Consider the following 16,660-nt stretch of genomic DNA (forward strand, 5'->3'; position numbering starts at 1 on the left):
ACTCTGGCGCAGACATTTCGCATATTAGCGCTGCGCTGCCAATCGCCTGTGACGCTGCCGGCCCAGGCGATTGCAAATGGCAGGCATCAATCCATTTTGACCGGCTTGCGCTCAGGACCCTTGCGCTCGGCCGAAGCTGCCCAGAGATTGATATTGGCGTCGTTGGCGTAGCTGTCGATTTCCGCGAGCTCCGCATCGCTGAACTCGAGATTGTCCAGCGCCTTGACGCAATCGACGACCTGCTGCGGCTTGCTCGCCCCGATCAGCGCCGTGGTAATACGTCCCTTGCGCAGAACCCACGCCAGCGCCATCTGCGCCAGCGTCTGCCCGCGCTTTGAAGCAATGGCGTTGAGCGCGCTTATGTTCTTGAGATTGCGGTCACTCAAAAATTCCGGATTGAGGGATTTGCCCTGCGCAGCGCGGCTCTCCTCAGGAACGCCCTTCAGATATTTGTCGGTCAGCATGCCCTGCGCCAGCGGCGAAAAGACGATGGACCCGATGCCAAGTTCTTCGAGCGTGTCGATCAGGCCGTCATCTTCGATCCAGCGGTTGATCATCGAATAGCTCGGCTGGTGGATGAGGCACGGCGTGCCAAGCTCTTCGAGGATGGCCTCCGCCTCGCGCGTGCGCTTCGAATTGTACGAGGAAAGACCGACATATTGCGCGCGCCCGGACCGGACAATGTGATCGAGCGCCATCATCGTTTCTTCGAGCGGCGTATCCGGATCGAAACGGTGCGAATAGAAGATATCGACATAGTCGAGACCGAGGCGCTTGAGGCTCTGGTCGCAGCTCGCGATGATGTATTTGCGGCTGCCCCACTCGCCGTAGGGACCGGGCCACATATTGTAGCCGGCCTTCGAGGAAATGATCAGCTCGTCCCGGTATCCCTTGAAATCGGTTCGCAAGATTTCGCCGAACGCTTCCTCAGCCGAGCCCGGAGGCGGTCCGTAATTATTGGCGAGGTCGAAATGGGTGATGCCGAGATCGAAGGCTTGACGGCAGATCGCCTGCTTAAGCTGATGCGGGGTGTCGTTGCCGAAATTGTGCCACAGGCCGAGCGAAATGGCCGGCAGCCGCAGACCGCTCTTGCCGCAGCGATTATATTTCATCGTGTCGTAGCGCTTGGTATCCGGTGTCCAGCCCATCGTCGTCGTCCTGCCCTGAAGTATTGCAACTCGCGCGTGATTCCGCGCGAGCCGGACTATGGCGCAATACCCCATCGATGTCATGGCCGGATTTGGTGCCCCTACCGCCCAAAGCGCAATTTTCGGGCTACGGCCCGGCCCGGAGTCTCAGCCCTTGATGGCCTGCCCGTCATTGTCGAAACGATAGGTGCGGCCCGGCATCGGCGTCGCAAACAACGTGCTATCGACCTCATACTGGTGCTCGCCGAAGAGGCGTACCGTCAGTGGACCGAAATCGGTCTGAAGGTAGATGATCGTATCGGCGCCGAGATGCTCGACATGGATGACCGAGCCTTTCCATTCGCCGGATGTCTTGCTGACATCGATATGTTCGGGCCTTACGCCGATTGTCCTGGCGCCGCTCTGTCCAAGTTTGGTGGCATCGATAAGGTTCATCTGGGGCGAACCTATGAAGCCGGCAACGAAAATCGTCTGCGGCGCATTGTAGAGTTCCATCGGCGAGCCGACCTGCTCGATCCTGCCCTTGTTGAGGACCACGATCTTGTCGGCAAGGGTCATCGCCTCAACCTGATCATGCGTCACATAGATCATGGTCGCCTTGAGCTGGCGATGCAGGCGCGCGATTTCGAGGCGCGTGTTCACCCGGAGCGCCGCATCAAGGTTGGAAAGCGGCTCATCGAAGAGGAACAGCTCCGGCTCGCGAACGATCGCGCGGCCGATGGCGACGCGCTGGCGCTGACCGCCCGAAAGCTCTGCCGGGCGCCGCTCCAGATAATCGTCGAGGGAAAGCATCGATGACGCGATCTTGGTGCGTTCCTTGATCTCTTCGGCCGGCTTGCCTGCCTGCTTCAGCCCGAGACCCATATTGTCCCGTACCGAAAGGTGCGGATAGAGCGCATAGGTCTGGAACACCATGGCGATGCCGCGCTTGGCGGGCGGCGTGTTGTTGACCTTCTTGCCGTCGATCAGAATATCGCCGGAGGTCGCGTCTTCGAGGCCGGCGATGACCCGCAGCAAGGTGGACTTGCCGCAGCCCGAGGGGCCGACAAATATGACGAACTCACCGTCCGCAACCTCAAGGTCGATGCCCTTAAGGACGTCGACCTGGCCGAACGACTTGCGGATATTCTCAATCTTCAAAGAACCCAATGTCTTGTTCCCGTTCGTTGATTCTAAATTATAGCTTTACCGGCCTGCCGGTCCGCACGCTTTCATCCGCAGCAAGGCAGACGCTCAGCGAGCGCACGGCGTCACGCATGTGCCGGTCGAGGTCGAGATTTTCGCGGATTGCTTTCAGCACGAAGGCCTGCTCGAGATCGCAGAGTTCCTGGTGCCCGGGTTCCCCGGCCATGTTCAGAAGCTCGTCGGGCGCGGCAAAGCGGCCGTCCTTGCCGGTCTTTGCCGAATGCAGCTTGATGGTCGAAGTCTTCGTATGCGAGTCGATATCGTCGGACTTGGCGTTCTGGTCCATGACGATCGAAACACAGCCATTCGGCGATATCACATCCTTCACGAAGAAGGCCGTCTCCGACATCATCGGACCCCACCCGGCCTCGTACCAGCCCACCGACCTGTCATCAAACAGCACTTGCAGATGGCCGTAATTATACATTCCGGCATCGATCTCATCGGAGAGCCGCACGCCCATGCCGCGCACCTCCGTCGGCGTTGCATCGGTAATCTGCAGCATCACGTCGAGATAGTGCACGCCGCAATCGACGATGGGCGACGTCGTCTTCATCAGCGACTTATGGGTTTCCCACGTCGTGCCCGACGATTGCTGGTTGAGGTTCATGCGAAAAACGTAGGGCCCGCCAAGCTTGCGTGCCTCGCCGATCAATCGCATCCATGACGGATGGTGGCGCAGGATATAACCGATCACCAGCTTGCGGCCGTATTGCTTCGCCGCTGCTACGACCCGTTCCGCGTCAGCTACCGTTGTCGCGAGCGGCTTTTCGACAAAGACGTCAGCCCCTGCCGCCATGGCCGCAACCGCATAGTCGGCATGGCTGTCGGAATAGGTATTGATCGATACGAGATCCGGCTTGAGGTCGGCTAGAGCAGTCTCGAAGGACGGATGGATCGTGTAGGAAGCGAGTTCCTCCGGCAACGGGACGACAGACCGGTTTACCAGGCCGACGATCTCGAAGCCGGGATTGTTGTGATAGGCGAGCGCATGGCTGCGGCCCATATTGCCGAGGCCGGCAACGAGCACACGAATTGGCTTTTCTGTCGTCATTTGACGGCTCCCGACGTGATGCCGCGGATCAGCTGCCGCGAGAAGATGAGATAGAGGACCAGCACCGGCACGATCGCCAGCGTAAGGGCGGCAAGAACAGCGTTCCAGTTGGTCACGAACTGGCCGATGAACACCTGCGATCCAAGCGTGACTGTCTTCGTCGCATCGCTTGGCGCCAGGATGAGCGGGAACCAGAGATCGTTCCAGATCGGAATCATCGTGAAGACGGCCACCGTTGCCATTGCGGGCTTAACCAGCGGCAACACCAGACGAAAGAAGATCGAATACTCCGAAAGACCATCGATACGGCCGGCATTCTTCAGATCGTCGGAGACGGTCCGCATGAACTCGTTGAGGATGAACACTGCAAGCGGCAGGCCCTGGGCTGTATAGACAAGTATGAGCGCTGTCAGCGTGTTGACGAGGCCCGCCGCGACCATGCCCTGCAGGATCGCGACCGTTCCAAGGCGGATTGGGATCATGATTCCGAGTGCAAGGTAGAGGCCCATGAGCGTATTGCCCTTGAAGCGATACTCGGAGAGGGCGAAAGCCGCCATCGCGCCAAAGAGCAGCACGAAGAAGATCGATACGGCTGTGACGATGAAGCTGTTCTGGAAATAGAGGACGAAGTCGCCCTGGGTCAACACCGTATTATAACCGATGAGACTGAACGTTGACGGTGTCGGGATCGCAAGCGGGTCGCGGAAGATCGAGGCCCGGTCCTTGAAGGAGTTGATGACGACAAGGAACACCGGAAACAGCGCGATAAGCGTATAGGCTCCGAGTGCGAGATGGACGAGGCCCGTGCGAAGCGGCGATGCGGTTGGTTTTGCCATTTTGGTGCCTCACTTAGAACTGGTACCGGCGCATGCGCCGCTGGATGGCAAAGAGGTAGAGGCAAACGCCCGTGAGGATGATGAGGAACATCACTGTCGCAATCGTCGCGCCCATGGACTTGTCACCGATCTGCAGCTGGAAGCCGAAGAAGGTGCGGTAAAGCAAAGTGCCCAGAATATCCGTCGAACCGTCAGGACCCGCCAGCGCGCCCTGAACCGTGTAAACGAGATCGAACGCATTGAAATTGCCGACAAAGGTCAGGATCGAAATGATGCCGATCGACGGCAGGATCAACGGCAGCTTGATCTTCCAGAACTGGCTCCAGCCTGTAACGCCATCGCATTCCGCAGCTTCGAGAACTTCATCGGGAATATTCAGCATCGCCGCGTATATCAGCATCATCGGTATGCCGACATATTGCCAGACGGAGATCAGCGAGACGGCGATAAGCGCCGTGCCGGGCTTGCCGAGCCAGGGCGAGAAGATCGACTTCAAACCGACGAGATCGAGGAGAAATGGCGATACGCCCCAGATCGGCGACAGGATTAGCTTCCAGATAAAACCGACGATGACGAAGGAGAGCAGCGTCGGCAGGAACATTGCCGTTCGGTAGAAAGCGCCAAAACGCAGCTTCGGCACCGAGAGCAGTGCCGCAAGGGCGACGCCGATCGGATTTTGCACGATCATGTGGATCAGGAAGAAGACGAAATTGTTGCGCAGCGCGTTCCAGAAGCTCGCAGCCCAGCGTGGGTCGCCGAAGAGCACATTGAAATTGCCGAGACCGACGAAAACGCTCTGACCATCTTTCACATTGAAGAGCGACAGCCGCAGCGTCTCGATGAGCGGCAGGATCATGATGGCGGTATAGACGAGCGCCGCCGGCGCCAGGAACACCAGAATGTGCCAGCGCCGCGGCCGCCTGTCGGCGCCCCGATCAACGATTGCTTGTTCGACTGTGCTCATTAAATCAGAGTCCCCTGATATTCTTGGTCACGACTTTTGCGGCGCATGACGGCCGTTCAAACGGATGATAGCGCAAGAAACGCCCGATGTTCCGATAAAGAAATAGCCGGAGCCTCCTTCACGGACGCTCCGGCTACCGTTTGTTTTACTTGGCCGGCTTGTACCAGCTGTCGAGACCGTCCTGCAGCTTCTTGGCGGCAGCTTCCGGCGTATCGGTGCCGTTGATCACGTTGGCCGATTCAACCCAGGTTTCGTTTTCGAGGTTCGGCGTGCCGCGCGACAGGATCTGATAGGTCGAGCGGATCGTCGGCTTGCACTTCTCGCGCCAGGATACGAACTCCTGCGCCAGCGGGTCCTGCATCTTCACCGCTGTCGAGTTCAGGCTGAAGAAGCCCGGCAGCGCATTGGCGTAGATTTCAGCGAATTCCGGCGAAGCGACCCATTCGAGGAACTTCTTGGATTCTTCAGGATGTGCGCTCTTGGCGTTGAGGCCGACACCGATATCGTTGTGGTCGGAGATGTAGCAAGCATCGCCGGCGTTCTTAACCGGCGGCGGGAATGCCCCCATCTTGAACTGGGCCTGCGTGTTGAACAGGCCGATCTCCCATGAGCCGGCCGGATAGATCGCAGCGCGGCCGAGCGTGAAGAGGTTCTGGCTGTCCGGATAGGTCTGGGCTTCGAAACCGTCGCCGAGATAATCCTTCCACTTGGCAAGTACCTTGTAGGGCTCGACCCAATCCGCATCGGTCAGCTTTTCCTCGCCCTTGATCAGTTTGGCGCGGCCTTCTTCACCCTTCCAGTAGGTCGGTCCGATGTTCTGGTAGCCCATGGTCGCAGCTTCCCAGAGGTCCTTGGTGCCCATGGCCATTGGGATATACGTGCCGTCAGCCTTGATCTTGTCGAGCGCGGCGAAGAACTCTGCCTCGGTGGTCGGGATCGCAATGCCGAGCTTGTCGAATGCATCCTTGTTGTAGATAAAACCATGGATAACCGAAGCCATCGGCACGCAGAAAGCGTCCTTGCCGTCATCGGTGGTCCATGCGGCCTTGGCGACATCCGAGAAGTTCTTCATGCCCGAGAGGTCGTTGAGGCTGGCAAGGTTGCCGCGCTTGAACTGCTCGAGCGACTTGTCGAACGGACGGCAGGTGATGATGTCGCCGGCGCTGCCCGCATCGAAGCGTGCGCCGAGAGCCGCGTCATATTCCGTCGGCGGCGTCGGCGCGAACTTGACCTTGATGCCGGGGTTCTTGGCTTCAAATGCCGGGATCAGTTTCTCCTGCCAGATGGCAAGATCGTCGGTGCGCCAGCTTTCGATCGTCAGCGTGGTGTCTGCGGCGTGGGCAAAACCGGCCGTAGCCAGGATGCTCGTCGCCATAAGCAGTGATTTTAAAGTCGTGCTTCCCATTTTAGTCTCCTGTTGCACCCCTTGCGAGCTGTGCCGTTAACGAGAGCCGAAGCTCTCCTTGAGGTCTTTACGACCAATTTCCGAAAGCGACGGGCGAAGCCTCTGTTGATTGCTTTCGAGAATTTCCAATGCTTTTTGCGGACCTTCCGCACCGGCGGCGAGCAGAATTGCCGCCTTGACGGAGCCGCCGCTCGCTTCGAGCAGCCTGACCGCGTCGCCGCGTTCGCATCCCCCCACCGCAGCGACGATTGCCGCTGCGCGGTCGCGCAGCTTGTGATTGTCGGCGGTAAGATTGACCATGTAGCCGTCATGGACATGGCCGAGATGGATCGCCATCAGGGTCGACAGTAGGTTGAGCGCAATCTTCTGTGCCGTGCCTGCGCCCATGCGCGTCGATCCGGCAACCATTTCCGGCGGGGTCTCCAGCGTGATCGCAATATCGGCCTTGTCGAACAGCGGGACGGCCGGATTGTTGGCAATGGCGATGACCGTCATCCCGCGTTGTTTGCCAGCTTCGATGGCAGCGAGCGCGTAGGGCGTGGTACCGCTCGCCGAGACTGCAATGAGGCAATCGCCCGCGCCAAGTCCGGCGGCGGCGATATCCGCGGTCGCCTGGCTGGTATCGTCCTCATAGGAACCGGCAAGACGACCAAGGCTGGCAATGCCGCCGGCAATAAGGATGACGATGCGTTCAGGGGATATCCCGTAGGTCCCGGGGATTTCGAGTGCATCCGCGAGCGCCATCAGGCCGGAACTGCCGGCGGCGGCATATGCCAGACGACCACCCGATGCGAGTGTATGAGCGGCCAGAGTGGCGGCTTCGGCAATGGAGCCAAGCGCTTGCGATACCGAGGCGGCCGCCTCGATTTGCGCTTCATGCAGCAATTCCAGAACATCTTCCGGCGAACGTTCGTCCAGCCCGAATGCCCTCTCATTGCGCTCCTCTGTGCGGGAAACTGCCACCACTCTCTCCTCGTTGTGATAAATAATGCCAAAAAAATACCACTTGTCCAGCAAATCTTAAAAATTTTCTGTTCAGTCAAGTTTTTCGAGGTTTTTGTTCAATTCATTCAATGATATATGGGAAATGTACAAAATGCACGAATTAACACTTGGCTATTGGTATTTTATTGGTATTCTACTCGTGGAGGACGGTGAAACGTGAATTATCTCGTGGGAATCGATGGTGGTGGAACGAGCTGCAGGGCGGCGCTGGCCGATGCGGGCGGCCGGATTCTGGCCACGGGCAAAAGTGGTTCCGCCAATATCATGACCGACATGAACACCGCCCGGCTTAATATACTCGGCGCAACCGAAGCTGCCTTCACGGCCGCCGGAGTGTCCACGTCACTTGTCGCTTCTGCGTCTGCTGTCCTGGGGCTCGCCGGTGCAAATGTCGGCGGCAATGGCGCTCAGCTCCAGGCAATGCTCCCCTTCAAGAACGCGCTGGTCTATTCCGACGGTGTCATTGCACTGCAGGGTGCGCTCGGCGATGCGGATGGGACGGTGGTCATTGTCGGCACCGGCTCGGTCTATGTCACCCGATCGGGAGAAGAGATACGTTTTGCTGGCGGATGGGGCTTCAAGGTCAGCGATCTTGGCGGTGGCGCGCGCCTCGGGCGCGACCTGCTGGAAGAGACATTGCTCGCCTATGACGGGTTTCACCCCTCCTCGGCGTTGACCGACGCAGTCATGCGCCGCTTCGGCGGCAATCCGCACCAGATCGTCCAGTTCGCCCATTCTGCAAGTCCGGGCGATTTCGGTACATTTGCACCGATGCTGTTCGAATATGCTTCGCTGGACGATCCGGTTGCAGTCGCGCTGATCGGGCGCTCAGTCCGGAACATCGAAGAAGGTCTTGATGCAGTGATGCCATCGGACGACAGCCGCCTTTCCCTCCTCGGCGGGCTTGGCTCGCTCTACGGCCCACTGCTTTCACCACGTTACAAGGCCCGGCTGCAGGAGCCGCTCAATGATCCCCTGACGGGCGCGGTCCAGCTCGCCGTGCATCACTTTTCCGGCGCAGGCGTGGAGCATATGCATGGCTGACGGTCTGATTGACATTCTTCCTTCGCTCAACGAGCAGGCAAGCGGCGGCCCACTTTATGTAAAGCTGCAGCGCCTTATCGAGAACGCTGTTCGCGACGGCATGCTACGGCCCGGCGACGCCTTGCCGCCGGAGCGCGAACTCGCGGCGATGGCCGAGATTTCACGCGTGACGGTGCGCAAGGCCGTGCAGGGCCTCGTCAACAGCGGCCTGCTCGTGCAGCGGCATGGCTCGGGCACCTTCGTCGCACCGCGCTCGGCCCGTGTCGAGCAATCGCTGTCGCACCTTACCTCGTTCACAGAGGACATGGCCCGGCGCGGCATGGTGGTGCGCTCCACCTGGCTTGATCGCGGTATCTATGCGCCCTCGCCCGAGGAGATGGTCACGCTCGGACTTTCCTCGGGGGAAAAGGTAGCGCGGATCAGCCGTCTGCGCGTCGCCAACGACACGCCCATGGCCATCGAACGCGCTGCACTGTCCATCAACGTGCTGCCAAATCCCGAGTTGGTCACAGTCTCGCTCTATGCGGTGCTGGCCGAAGGGGGCAACCGCCCGGTGCGCGCCATCCAGCGCATTTCTGCGGCCATCTTGAAGGAAAATGATGCTACATTGCTCCAGGTTCCGGCCGGCTCCGCCAGCCTGAATATAGAGCGCATATCCTATCTGGAATCGGGCAAGGTCATCGAGTTCACCCGATCAATCTACCGTGCGGATGCCTATGAATTTGTGGCCGAGCTGAAGCTTGGCGACTCTTCCGAAATATCAGGAGCAGTGCTTTGACGACCAAAACGACCACCCTCATGCGGGAGGAAATCCTTTCCATTCCCGCGGTGACAGAACGGTTCCTCAAAAGTTCCCGCGAAACCCTTGCCGCTGCCGGCGCGAAGCTGCGCGAGAAGAACCCGCCATTCCTCGCCTCGATTGCTCGCGGCTCGTCGGACCATGTCTGTTCGTTTCTCAAATATTCGAGCGAGTTGACCGCCGGGGTTCCCGTCGCTTCGCTCGGGCCATCCGTCGCCTCGATCTATGGCGTGACGCTGAAGCTCGCCAAAGCAGCGACGCTCTCTATATCGCAATCGGGCAAGAGCCCGGACATCGTCAGCATGACTCGCGCGGCAAGCGAGAGCGGCGCGCTTACCATCGCAATCACCAACGTCATCAATTCCGACCTTGCCAATGCGAGCGATTTCCCCATCGATATTCTCGCAGGTCCCGAGCGCAGCGTGGCGGCGACCAAGTCCTTCGTCAGTTCCGCCGTCGCCGGTCTGGCGCTCATAGGCCATTGGACCGAGGACAAGAAGCTGCTGACCGCTATCCATGCCCTGCCCGACGCGCTGGCCAAAGCCGTCGAATGTGATTGGTCGCCCTTTGCCGGTGCACTCAAGGACGAAAACTCGCTGTTCGTGCTTGGTCGCGGGCCTTCCCTTGCAATCTCCAATGAGGTGGCATTGAAGTTCAAGGAGACGAGCGGGGTCCACGCCGAGTCATACAGCGGCGCGGAAGTGATGCACGGGCCGAAGGCCATTGTCGGCAAGGGCTTCCCCGTGGTGGTTCTGGCGGCGCGTGATGCTGCCGAAGATTCGCTTGTTGAAGCAGCCGACCGCCTCGCCGAGCAAGGCGCGGCGGTGTTCCTCACCTCGTCAAAGCCATCGAAGGCAACTGCGTTGCCCTTCGTCGCTACATCGCACCCGCTCACCGACCCGCTCGCCCTGCTCGTTTCGTTCTACGCCTTCGTGGAAGGATTTGCCCGCAGCCGCGGCCTCAATCCCGACGAACCGCCGCATCTGCGCAAGGTGACGGAAACGATATGAGCACCGCCTACGCATTGACGGGCGCCGAGATCTTCGACGGCGCGAACTGGCATAGCGACGCGGCGCTCGTCATCGACAAGGGCGTTGTCTCGAGCATTTCCGACGCCGCCCTGCCGGACGATATCCGCCGTGTCGAACTCGACGGCGGCAAGCTGGTGCCCGGGTTTATCGATATCCAGGTCAATGGCGGCGGCGGCGTCCTTCTCAACGACGGTCCGAGTGTTGACGTCATCCGGACGATCTGCGATGCGCATTTCGCCTTCGGGACGACCGCCCTGCTGCCGACGCTGATTACCGACACGCCCGAAATCACCGCGGCGGCGCTGAATGCCGGCAAGGCTGCCGCGCTTGACAAGGTGACGGGCTTCATCGGACTTCATATCGAAGGGCCCCACCTTTCGGTATCCCACAAAGGGACGCACGACCCGAAGCTCATCCGGCCCATGGAGGATGCCGATCTTGTCGCGCTTATCGAGGCAGCACAGCAATTGCCTGTGCTCCTGACCACAGTAGCGCCTGAGACGGTTCCCGCCGACAAGATCAAGGCTTTGACCGACGCCGGCGTCATTGTCAGCCTCGGCCATAGCGGCGCGTCCTACGAAGTCGCCCTCGCCGCCACGGAAGCCGGCGCGACCATGGCGACACATTTGTTCAACGCCATGAGCCAGCTTGGCCATCGCAGCCCCGGAGTCGTCGGTGCTGTGTTGCAGTCGGGCGAGCTTTCCGCCGGTCTTATCGCCGACGGGTTCCACGTCGACAAGGCATCGATGGCAATTGCCATCAGAGCCAAGCAAGGGCCGTCGCGCATTTTCCTCGTCACCGACGCCATGTCGACCATCGGCACCGACATCACCTCGTTCACACTGAACGGGCGCCGGATAACCCGCGCCGGCGGACGTCTGACACTCGACGACGGAACGCTTGCGGGCGCCGACCTCGACATGATCTCATCGGTGCGTTTTGTGCACAACGAGCTTGGTCTGCCACTGGAAGAAGCCTTGCGGATGGCCTCGCTCTATCCGGCGGAGAGCCTGCGCATCGACCACCATTACGGTCGCCTTCTGCCCGGTTACATCGCCAACATCGTGCATCTTGACGATCGGCTCGACGTCAATCAGGTATGGATCGACGGCGATCTGCATTACGCGCGTTGACGCGGCTCGCCGATTGGTCATACTTGAGTTCTTCACGAGACATTGGAGATGAATATGGCCAAGGACGCGTTGATCGTCGTTGATGTTCAGAATGATTTTTGCCCGGGCGGCGCCCTCGCCGTTGAAGGTGGCCACGAGATCATTCCGATCATCAACAAGCTGATCATGCGCTTCGACCATGTCATCCTGACGCAGGACTGGCATCCCGGCGGTCACTCGAGTTTCGCTTCGACCCATCCGGGGAAGGCACCTTTCGAGACGGTCCCGATGTTTTACGGCAATCAGACGCTGTGGCCCGATCACTGCATCCAGGGCAGCGTCGGGGCCGAATTTCATGCCGAGCTGGAATGGACCAAGGCCGAACTCGTCATCCGCAAGGGTTTCCGCCATCATATCGACAGCTACTCGGCCTTTTACGAGAACGATCGCCAGACCCCAACTGGCCTCGCCGGCTATTTGCGTGACCGGGGGATCACCAATGTGACCTTTGCCGGACTTGCCACGGACTACTGCGTGGCCTATTCCGCGCTCGACGCCGTGGAGCACGGCTTTGCCGCCGATGTTCTGCTCGATGCTTGCCGCGGCATCAATCTCGGCGGTTCGCTGGCCGCCATGCTCGGTGAAATGCGCAAGGCCGGCGTCACCCTCGTCTGACCATAGCCGGCAAATAAAATCATCGGCAGACGCGCCCCGATCCCGGGACCGCCCCGCAGCCTCGACTATCGCCAGCGAATGAACAGCTGCGCATTTTTTCCACAGGCGGAACCGGACAAGGCACATTACTGTTGTCTGTCTGTCACATAATGGAGATACTGGCATCAAGCGCACTATAGATGACGCCTTCGTCCATGGGAGATTGAGATGACCTATCGTATTACCTCGTTGAGCCTTGCATTTGGCCTTGTCCTTGCCTCCTCCACCGCATCCTTCGCCGTTACCGAAATCAGCTGGTGGCATGCAATGACCGGCGCCAACAATGAAGTTGTCGAGACGCTGGCTAAGGAATTCAACGCGAGCCAGGGCGACTACAAAGTTGTTCCAGTTTTCAAGGGAACCTACCCTGAAGCATTGAATGCCGGCATCGCCGCATTCCGGGCCAAGCAGGCCCCCGACATTCTTCAAGTATTTGACGCCGGTACTGGCGTGATGATGGGCGCGGAAGGCGCGGTCAAGCCGGTTGCCGACATTCTTTCGATGGGTGGCTCGAAGTTCGACAAGACCCTCTATCTGCCGGGCATCGTCGCCTATTATTCCAAGCCTGACGGCACCATGCTGTCCTTCCCCTACAACAGCTCCTCGCCCATCCTTTACTACAACAAGGACGCCTTCAAGAAGGCTGGCCTCGATGAGAACAATCCGCCAAAAACCTGGACGGAAGTGTGGGACGCCGCCAAGAAGATCAAGTCCAGCGGTGCAGCATCGTGCGGGTTCACCTCGACCTGGCTCACCTGGATCCAGACCGAAAATTACGCGGCCTGGAATAATCTGCAGTGGGGCACCAACGAAAACGGCATCGCTGCCACCGATGTCGAGTTGAAGATAAACGCGCCGACCTTCGTCAAGCACTTCCAGGAGATTGCCGACCTCGCCAAGGATGGCACCTTCCGTTATGGCGGTCGTACCTCGGAGGCAAAACAGCTGTTCACCTCAGGCGAATGCGCCATCTTCACTGAATCGTCAGGCGGCCTTGGCGACGTCGTAAAATCCGGCCTCAATTTCGGCACCGGCCAGCTTCCCTACGAGGCAGGTGCGCAAGGTGCACCGCAGAACACGATTCCGGGCGGCGCCTCGCTTTGGGTCTTCGCCGGCAAGTCGGACGAGCAGTACAAGGGCGTAGCCGCTTTCTTCAATTTCCTGTCGAAGACTGATATCCAGGCTCGCCTGCATCAGGTCTCGGGTTATCTGCCGGTGACGATGGCGGCCTATGAGGCAACCAAGAAATCCGGTTTCTACGATAAAAACCCGGCGCGCGAGATCCCGATCAAGCAGATGCTGGGCAAGGCTCCTACGGAAAATTCCAAGGGCGTGCGCCTCGTCAACCTGCCGCAGGTACGCGATATCGAGAATGAAGAGTTCGAGAACATGCTAGCCGGCAAACAGACGGCGCAGCAGGCGCTCGACAATGCCGTCAAGCGCGGCAATGCAGCGATCAAGCAGGCGCTCGGCCAATAAGCCCTTCCGTCTGAAACCCGGCCGCAAGCCCTTGCGGCCGGGATTTCCTTTAATGTGAGGCATTCATGGCATCGTCCAACAACGTGACGTTTCCCAACAAGCTGCTGCCCTATTTACTGCTGGCGCCCCAGCTTGCCATCACGCTCATCTTTTTCTACTGGCCGGCATCGCAGGCGATCTATCAGTCCGTCCTGCGCGAAGACCCCTTCGGCCTGTCGACACAATTTGTCGGCCTTGGCAATTTCAGGCGGGTCATCAGCGATCCCAACTATCTGAATTCGCTGCAGGTCACGATCGTCTTTTCGGTCGCCACGACGCTGATCGCCATGACGATCGCGTTGCTTCTCGCCGTCATGGCCGACAAGGTCATCCGCGGCAAGAACATCTACCGCACGCTGCTCATCTGGCCCTACGCCGTTGCGCCCGCCATCGCCGGCATGTTGTGGCTGTTCCTTTTTAATCCATCGATGGGGACGCTCGCCTATCTCGCCCGCTCCGCCGGCTATAACTGGGACCCGCTGCTAAACGGCAACCAGGCGATGGTACTGGTTGTTTCCGCCGCCGCATGGAAGCAGATCAGCTACAATTTCTTGTTCTTCGTTGCCGGGCTGCAATCTATTCCAAAATCGCTTATCGAGGCTGCCGCCATCGACGGGGCCGGCGAAAACAAGCGGTTCTGGACCATCGTCTTTCCGCTCCTTGCGCCAACGACGTTCTTTCTTCTCGTCGTCAACACGGTCTACGCCTTCTTCGACACGTTCGGCATCATTCACGCCGTGACCGGCGGCGGTCCGGGCAAGGCAACCGAGACGCTCGTCTACAAGGTTTACAATGACGGCTTCGTCAATCTCATCCTCGGCGATTCAGCGGCGCAGTCGGTGATCCTCATGATCATCGTGATCGCCTTGACGGCAATCCAGTTCCGCTATGTCGAACGCAAAGTCCATTACGGCTGAGGTGACAATGATCCAGAACAACCCCATCGGCCGCCTGATTGCACACTTCGTTCTCATCCTTGGGATCGTCGTCGTCGCTTTCCCGATCTATTATACATTCGTCGCCTCGACGCAGACGCTGCAGGAAATTATCCGGCCACCGCTTTCGCTGCTGCCTGGCGGCCATTTCTGGGAGAATTATTCTTCGGCGCTGTTCGGCGGGGTCGGGCGCATCGGCGGTGTCGGCGTTGACCGGCTCCTCTGGAACACGGTTGTCATGGCGCTTGGCATCGCCATCGGCAAGATCATCATCTCGCTTCTTTCGGCATATGCCATCGTGTTCTTCCGCTTCCCCGGCCGCATGTTCTTCTTCTGGCTGATCTTCATCACACTGATGCTGCCGGTCGAAGTACGCATCCTGCCGACCTACAAGGTCATGGTCGATCTTGGCCTCATCGATACCTATACGGGCCTTACTTTGCCGCTCATGGCCTCGGCGACCGCGACGCTCCTGTTTCGCCAGTTCTTCATGACCATTCCGGGCGAACTCGTCGAGGCGGCGCGCGTTGATGGCGCCGGCCCTTGGCGATTCTTCAAGGACATTCTGCTGCCGCTGTCGAAAACCAACATTGCGGCGCTGTTCGTCATTCTTTTCATCTACGGCTGGACGCAGTACCTCTGGCCGCTGCTCATGACAAATCGCAACGACATGTCGACCATCGTCGTCGGTCTTCGCAAGATGATCTCCTTCGCCGACGCCGACACCGAATGGCATCTGGTGATGGTTACCTGCATTCTCGCCATTCTCCCCCCGATCCTCGTCGTCGTCCTGATGCAACGCTGGTTCGTGCGCGGATTGGTCGAAACGGAGAAATGAAATGGCAAGCGTGGAATTGACCAACATCCGCAAGGTATATGGCGGCGGCGTCGAGGCGGTGAAGGGCATCAATATCGCCATCGACGACGGCGCGCTCTGCGTGCTCGTCGGGCCGTCAGGCTGCGGGAAATCGACCTTGCTCCGGATGATCGCGGGTCTCGAAACGATCACCGAAGGCGTGCTCAAGATTGAAAATTCCGTGGTCAACGACCTTGGCCCGGCGGAACGCGACATCGCCATGGTGTTCCAGAACTACGCGCTTTATCCGCACATGAAGGTCTACGACAATATGGCCTACGGCCTGCGCAATCGCGGCATGCCGAAGGGTGAGATCGACAAGCGCGTGCGGGAAGCAGCGCAGACGCTCGAACTCGGGCATCTGCTTGAGCGCCGCCCGCGCGAACTTTCAGGTGGTCAGCGCCAGCGCGTCGCCATGGGCCGCGCGATTGTCCGCAATCCGAAAGTGTTCCTGTTCGACGAGCCGCTTTCCAACCTAGACGCGAAGCTGCGCGGCCAGATGCGCGTCGAGATCAAGAACCTGCAGCGGCAACTCGGCGTGACCAGCGTCTATGTCACCCATGACCAGCTCGAAGCGATGACGCTCGCCGATATTCTCGTCGTGATGAATGGCGGTGTCGTTGAGCAGATCGGTGCGCCGCTCGACATCTATGAAAAGCCGGCGAGCACCTTCGTTGCGAGCTTTATCGGTGCGCCGCCGATGAACCTTGTTCATGTTACAGCGAACAGCGCCGGTCTTCTCCTGAAGGATGGCACCCACATCGGCGCTGAGGGCCTCGCAATTCCAGCTGAGGGAGCGCAGATTGGCTTCCGGCCGGAAGATCTCGAGGTTGTGGCTGGAAGCCAGCAACATATCGGCGGGTTGCTATTGGACCTGACCGTTCGCGGCGTTGAGCCGGTCGGTGCGGAGAGCTACGTCTACGGCGATATAGGCGGTGACAAAGTGGTTGTGCGGGTGGCCGGGCGATCCGTCGTTGAGCCAGGCGATCATTTGCGGGTGATCGTCCCAAAGGAAAAGCTCCACCTGTTCGACGCCAAGGGGAAGCGCATCTGA

General features: G+C 59.4%; 16 protein-coding genes. 9 read left to right on the forward strand and 7 right to left on the reverse strand.

What is annotated here, in order from left to right; genetic code table 11:
- Positions 1–86: 86 nt before the first annotated feature.
- The 7 genes from mgrA to HQ945_RS11215 all read right to left on the reverse strand — a co-directional run bounded on the left by mgrA (position 87) and on the right by HQ945_RS11215 (position 7,555).
- Positions 87–1,148 carry an L-glyceraldehyde 3-phosphate reductase gene (gene mgrA, locus HQ945_RS11185; protein ID WP_027231944.1) on the reverse strand — a complete coding sequence of 354 codons (1,062 nt, stop codon included), beginning with the start codon at positions 1,146–1,148 and terminating at the stop codon, positions 87–89.
- Positions 1,149–1,295: 147 nt separating this feature from the next.
- Positions 1,296–2,297 carry an ABC transporter ATP-binding protein gene (locus HQ945_RS11190; RefSeq protein ID WP_027231945.1) on the reverse strand — a complete coding sequence of 334 codons (1,002 nt, stop codon included), beginning with the start codon at positions 2,295–2,297 and terminating at the stop codon, positions 1,296–1,298.
- A gap of 28 nt (positions 2,298–2,325) precedes the next feature.
- Positions 2,326–3,387: a Gfo/Idh/MocA family protein gene (locus HQ945_RS11195; RefSeq protein ID WP_113282365.1), complete on the reverse strand. Its 1,062-nt coding sequence runs from the start codon at positions 3,385–3,387 to the stop codon at positions 2,326–2,328.
- Positions 3,384–4,223 (reverse strand): carbohydrate ABC transporter permease, encoded by an 840-nt coding sequence (locus HQ945_RS11200; RefSeq protein WP_027231947.1) that lies wholly within the window; start codon positions 4,221–4,223, stop codon positions 3,384–3,386. The genes HQ945_RS11195 and HQ945_RS11200 overlap by 4 nt, the downstream gene beginning before the upstream one ends.
- A 13-nt stretch (positions 4,224–4,236) precedes the next feature.
- A complete protein-coding gene (locus tag HQ945_RS11205) occupies positions 4,237–5,187 on the reverse strand; it encodes a carbohydrate ABC transporter permease (RefSeq protein ID WP_113282366.1) in 951 nt (316 codons plus the stop codon).
- A gap of 145 nt (positions 5,188–5,332) precedes the next feature.
- On the reverse strand, positions 5,333–6,592 hold the full coding sequence (locus HQ945_RS11210; RefSeq protein ID WP_027231949.1) for an ABC transporter substrate-binding protein: 1,260 nt from the start codon (positions 6,590–6,592) through the stop codon (positions 5,333–5,335).
- 36 nt (positions 6,593–6,628) lie between these two features.
- Positions 6,629–7,555: an N-acetylmuramic acid 6-phosphate etherase gene (locus HQ945_RS11215; protein WP_113282367.1), complete on the reverse strand. Its 927-nt coding sequence runs from the start codon at positions 7,553–7,555 to the stop codon at positions 6,629–6,631.
- 198 nt (positions 7,556–7,753) lie between these two features.
- On the opposite strand from HQ945_RS11215, the gene HQ945_RS11220 reads away from it, so the two are divergent.
- The 9 genes from HQ945_RS11220 to HQ945_RS11260 all read left to right on the forward strand — a co-directional run bounded on the left by HQ945_RS11220 (position 7,754) and on the right by HQ945_RS11260 (position 16,660).
- The gene (locus HQ945_RS11220; protein ID WP_113282368.1) at positions 7,754–8,641 is read left to right on the forward strand and encodes a glucosamine kinase nucleotide-binding domain-containing protein; all 888 of its coding nucleotides are present in this window, start codon (positions 7,754–7,756) and stop codon (positions 8,639–8,641) included.
- Positions 8,634–9,419 carry a GntR family transcriptional regulator gene (locus HQ945_RS11225; RefSeq protein ID WP_027231952.1) on the forward strand — a complete coding sequence of 262 codons (786 nt, stop codon included), beginning with the start codon at positions 8,634–8,636 and terminating at the stop codon, positions 9,417–9,419. The genes HQ945_RS11220 and HQ945_RS11225 overlap by 8 nt, the downstream gene beginning before the upstream one ends.
- 20 nt (positions 9,420–9,439) lie before the next feature.
- The gene (locus HQ945_RS11230) at positions 9,440–10,450 is read left to right on the forward strand and encodes an SIS domain-containing protein (protein WP_174208168.1); all 1,011 of its coding nucleotides are present in this window, start codon (positions 9,440–9,442) and stop codon (positions 10,448–10,450) included.
- Complete coding sequence (gene nagA, locus HQ945_RS11235; protein WP_113282369.1) at positions 10,447–11,604, forward strand: N-acetylglucosamine-6-phosphate deacetylase; 1,158 nt, start codon at positions 10,447–10,449, stop codon at positions 11,602–11,604. Before HQ945_RS11230 ends, nagA begins: the two co-directional genes overlap by 4 nt.
- A gap of 54 nt (positions 11,605–11,658) precedes the next feature.
- Complete coding sequence (pncA, locus tag HQ945_RS11240) at positions 11,659–12,258, forward strand: bifunctional nicotinamidase/pyrazinamidase (protein ID WP_027231955.1); 600 nt, start codon at positions 11,659–11,661, stop codon at positions 12,256–12,258.
- Between the two features lie 207 nt (positions 12,259–12,465).
- Positions 12,466–13,776: a sn-glycerol-3-phosphate ABC transporter substrate-binding protein UgpB gene (gene ugpB, locus HQ945_RS11245; RefSeq protein ID WP_027231956.1), complete on the forward strand. Its 1,311-nt coding sequence runs from the start codon at positions 12,466–12,468 to the stop codon at positions 13,774–13,776.
- A gap of 65 nt (positions 13,777–13,841) precedes the next feature.
- Entirely contained in the window at positions 13,842–14,732 is an 891-nt protein-coding gene (ugpA, locus tag HQ945_RS11250; protein ID WP_027231957.1) for a sn-glycerol-3-phosphate ABC transporter permease UgpA, read from the forward strand.
- A 7-nt stretch (positions 14,733–14,739) separates the two neighbouring features.
- Positions 14,740–15,588 (forward strand): sn-glycerol-3-phosphate ABC transporter permease UgpE, encoded by an 849-nt coding sequence (gene ugpE / locus HQ945_RS11255; RefSeq protein WP_091944929.1) that lies wholly within the window; start codon positions 14,740–14,742, stop codon positions 15,586–15,588.
- 1 nt (position 15,589) lies between these two features.
- Positions 15,590–16,660 carry a sn-glycerol-3-phosphate import ATP-binding protein UgpC gene (locus HQ945_RS11260; protein WP_174208084.1) on the forward strand — a complete coding sequence of 357 codons (1,071 nt, stop codon included), beginning with the start codon at positions 15,590–15,592 and terminating at the stop codon, positions 16,658–16,660.

This window comes from Phyllobacterium pellucidum, from assembly GCF_013327855.1.
GTDB lineage: Bacteria > Pseudomonadota > Alphaproteobacteria > Rhizobiales > Rhizobiaceae > Phyllobacterium > Phyllobacterium pellucidum.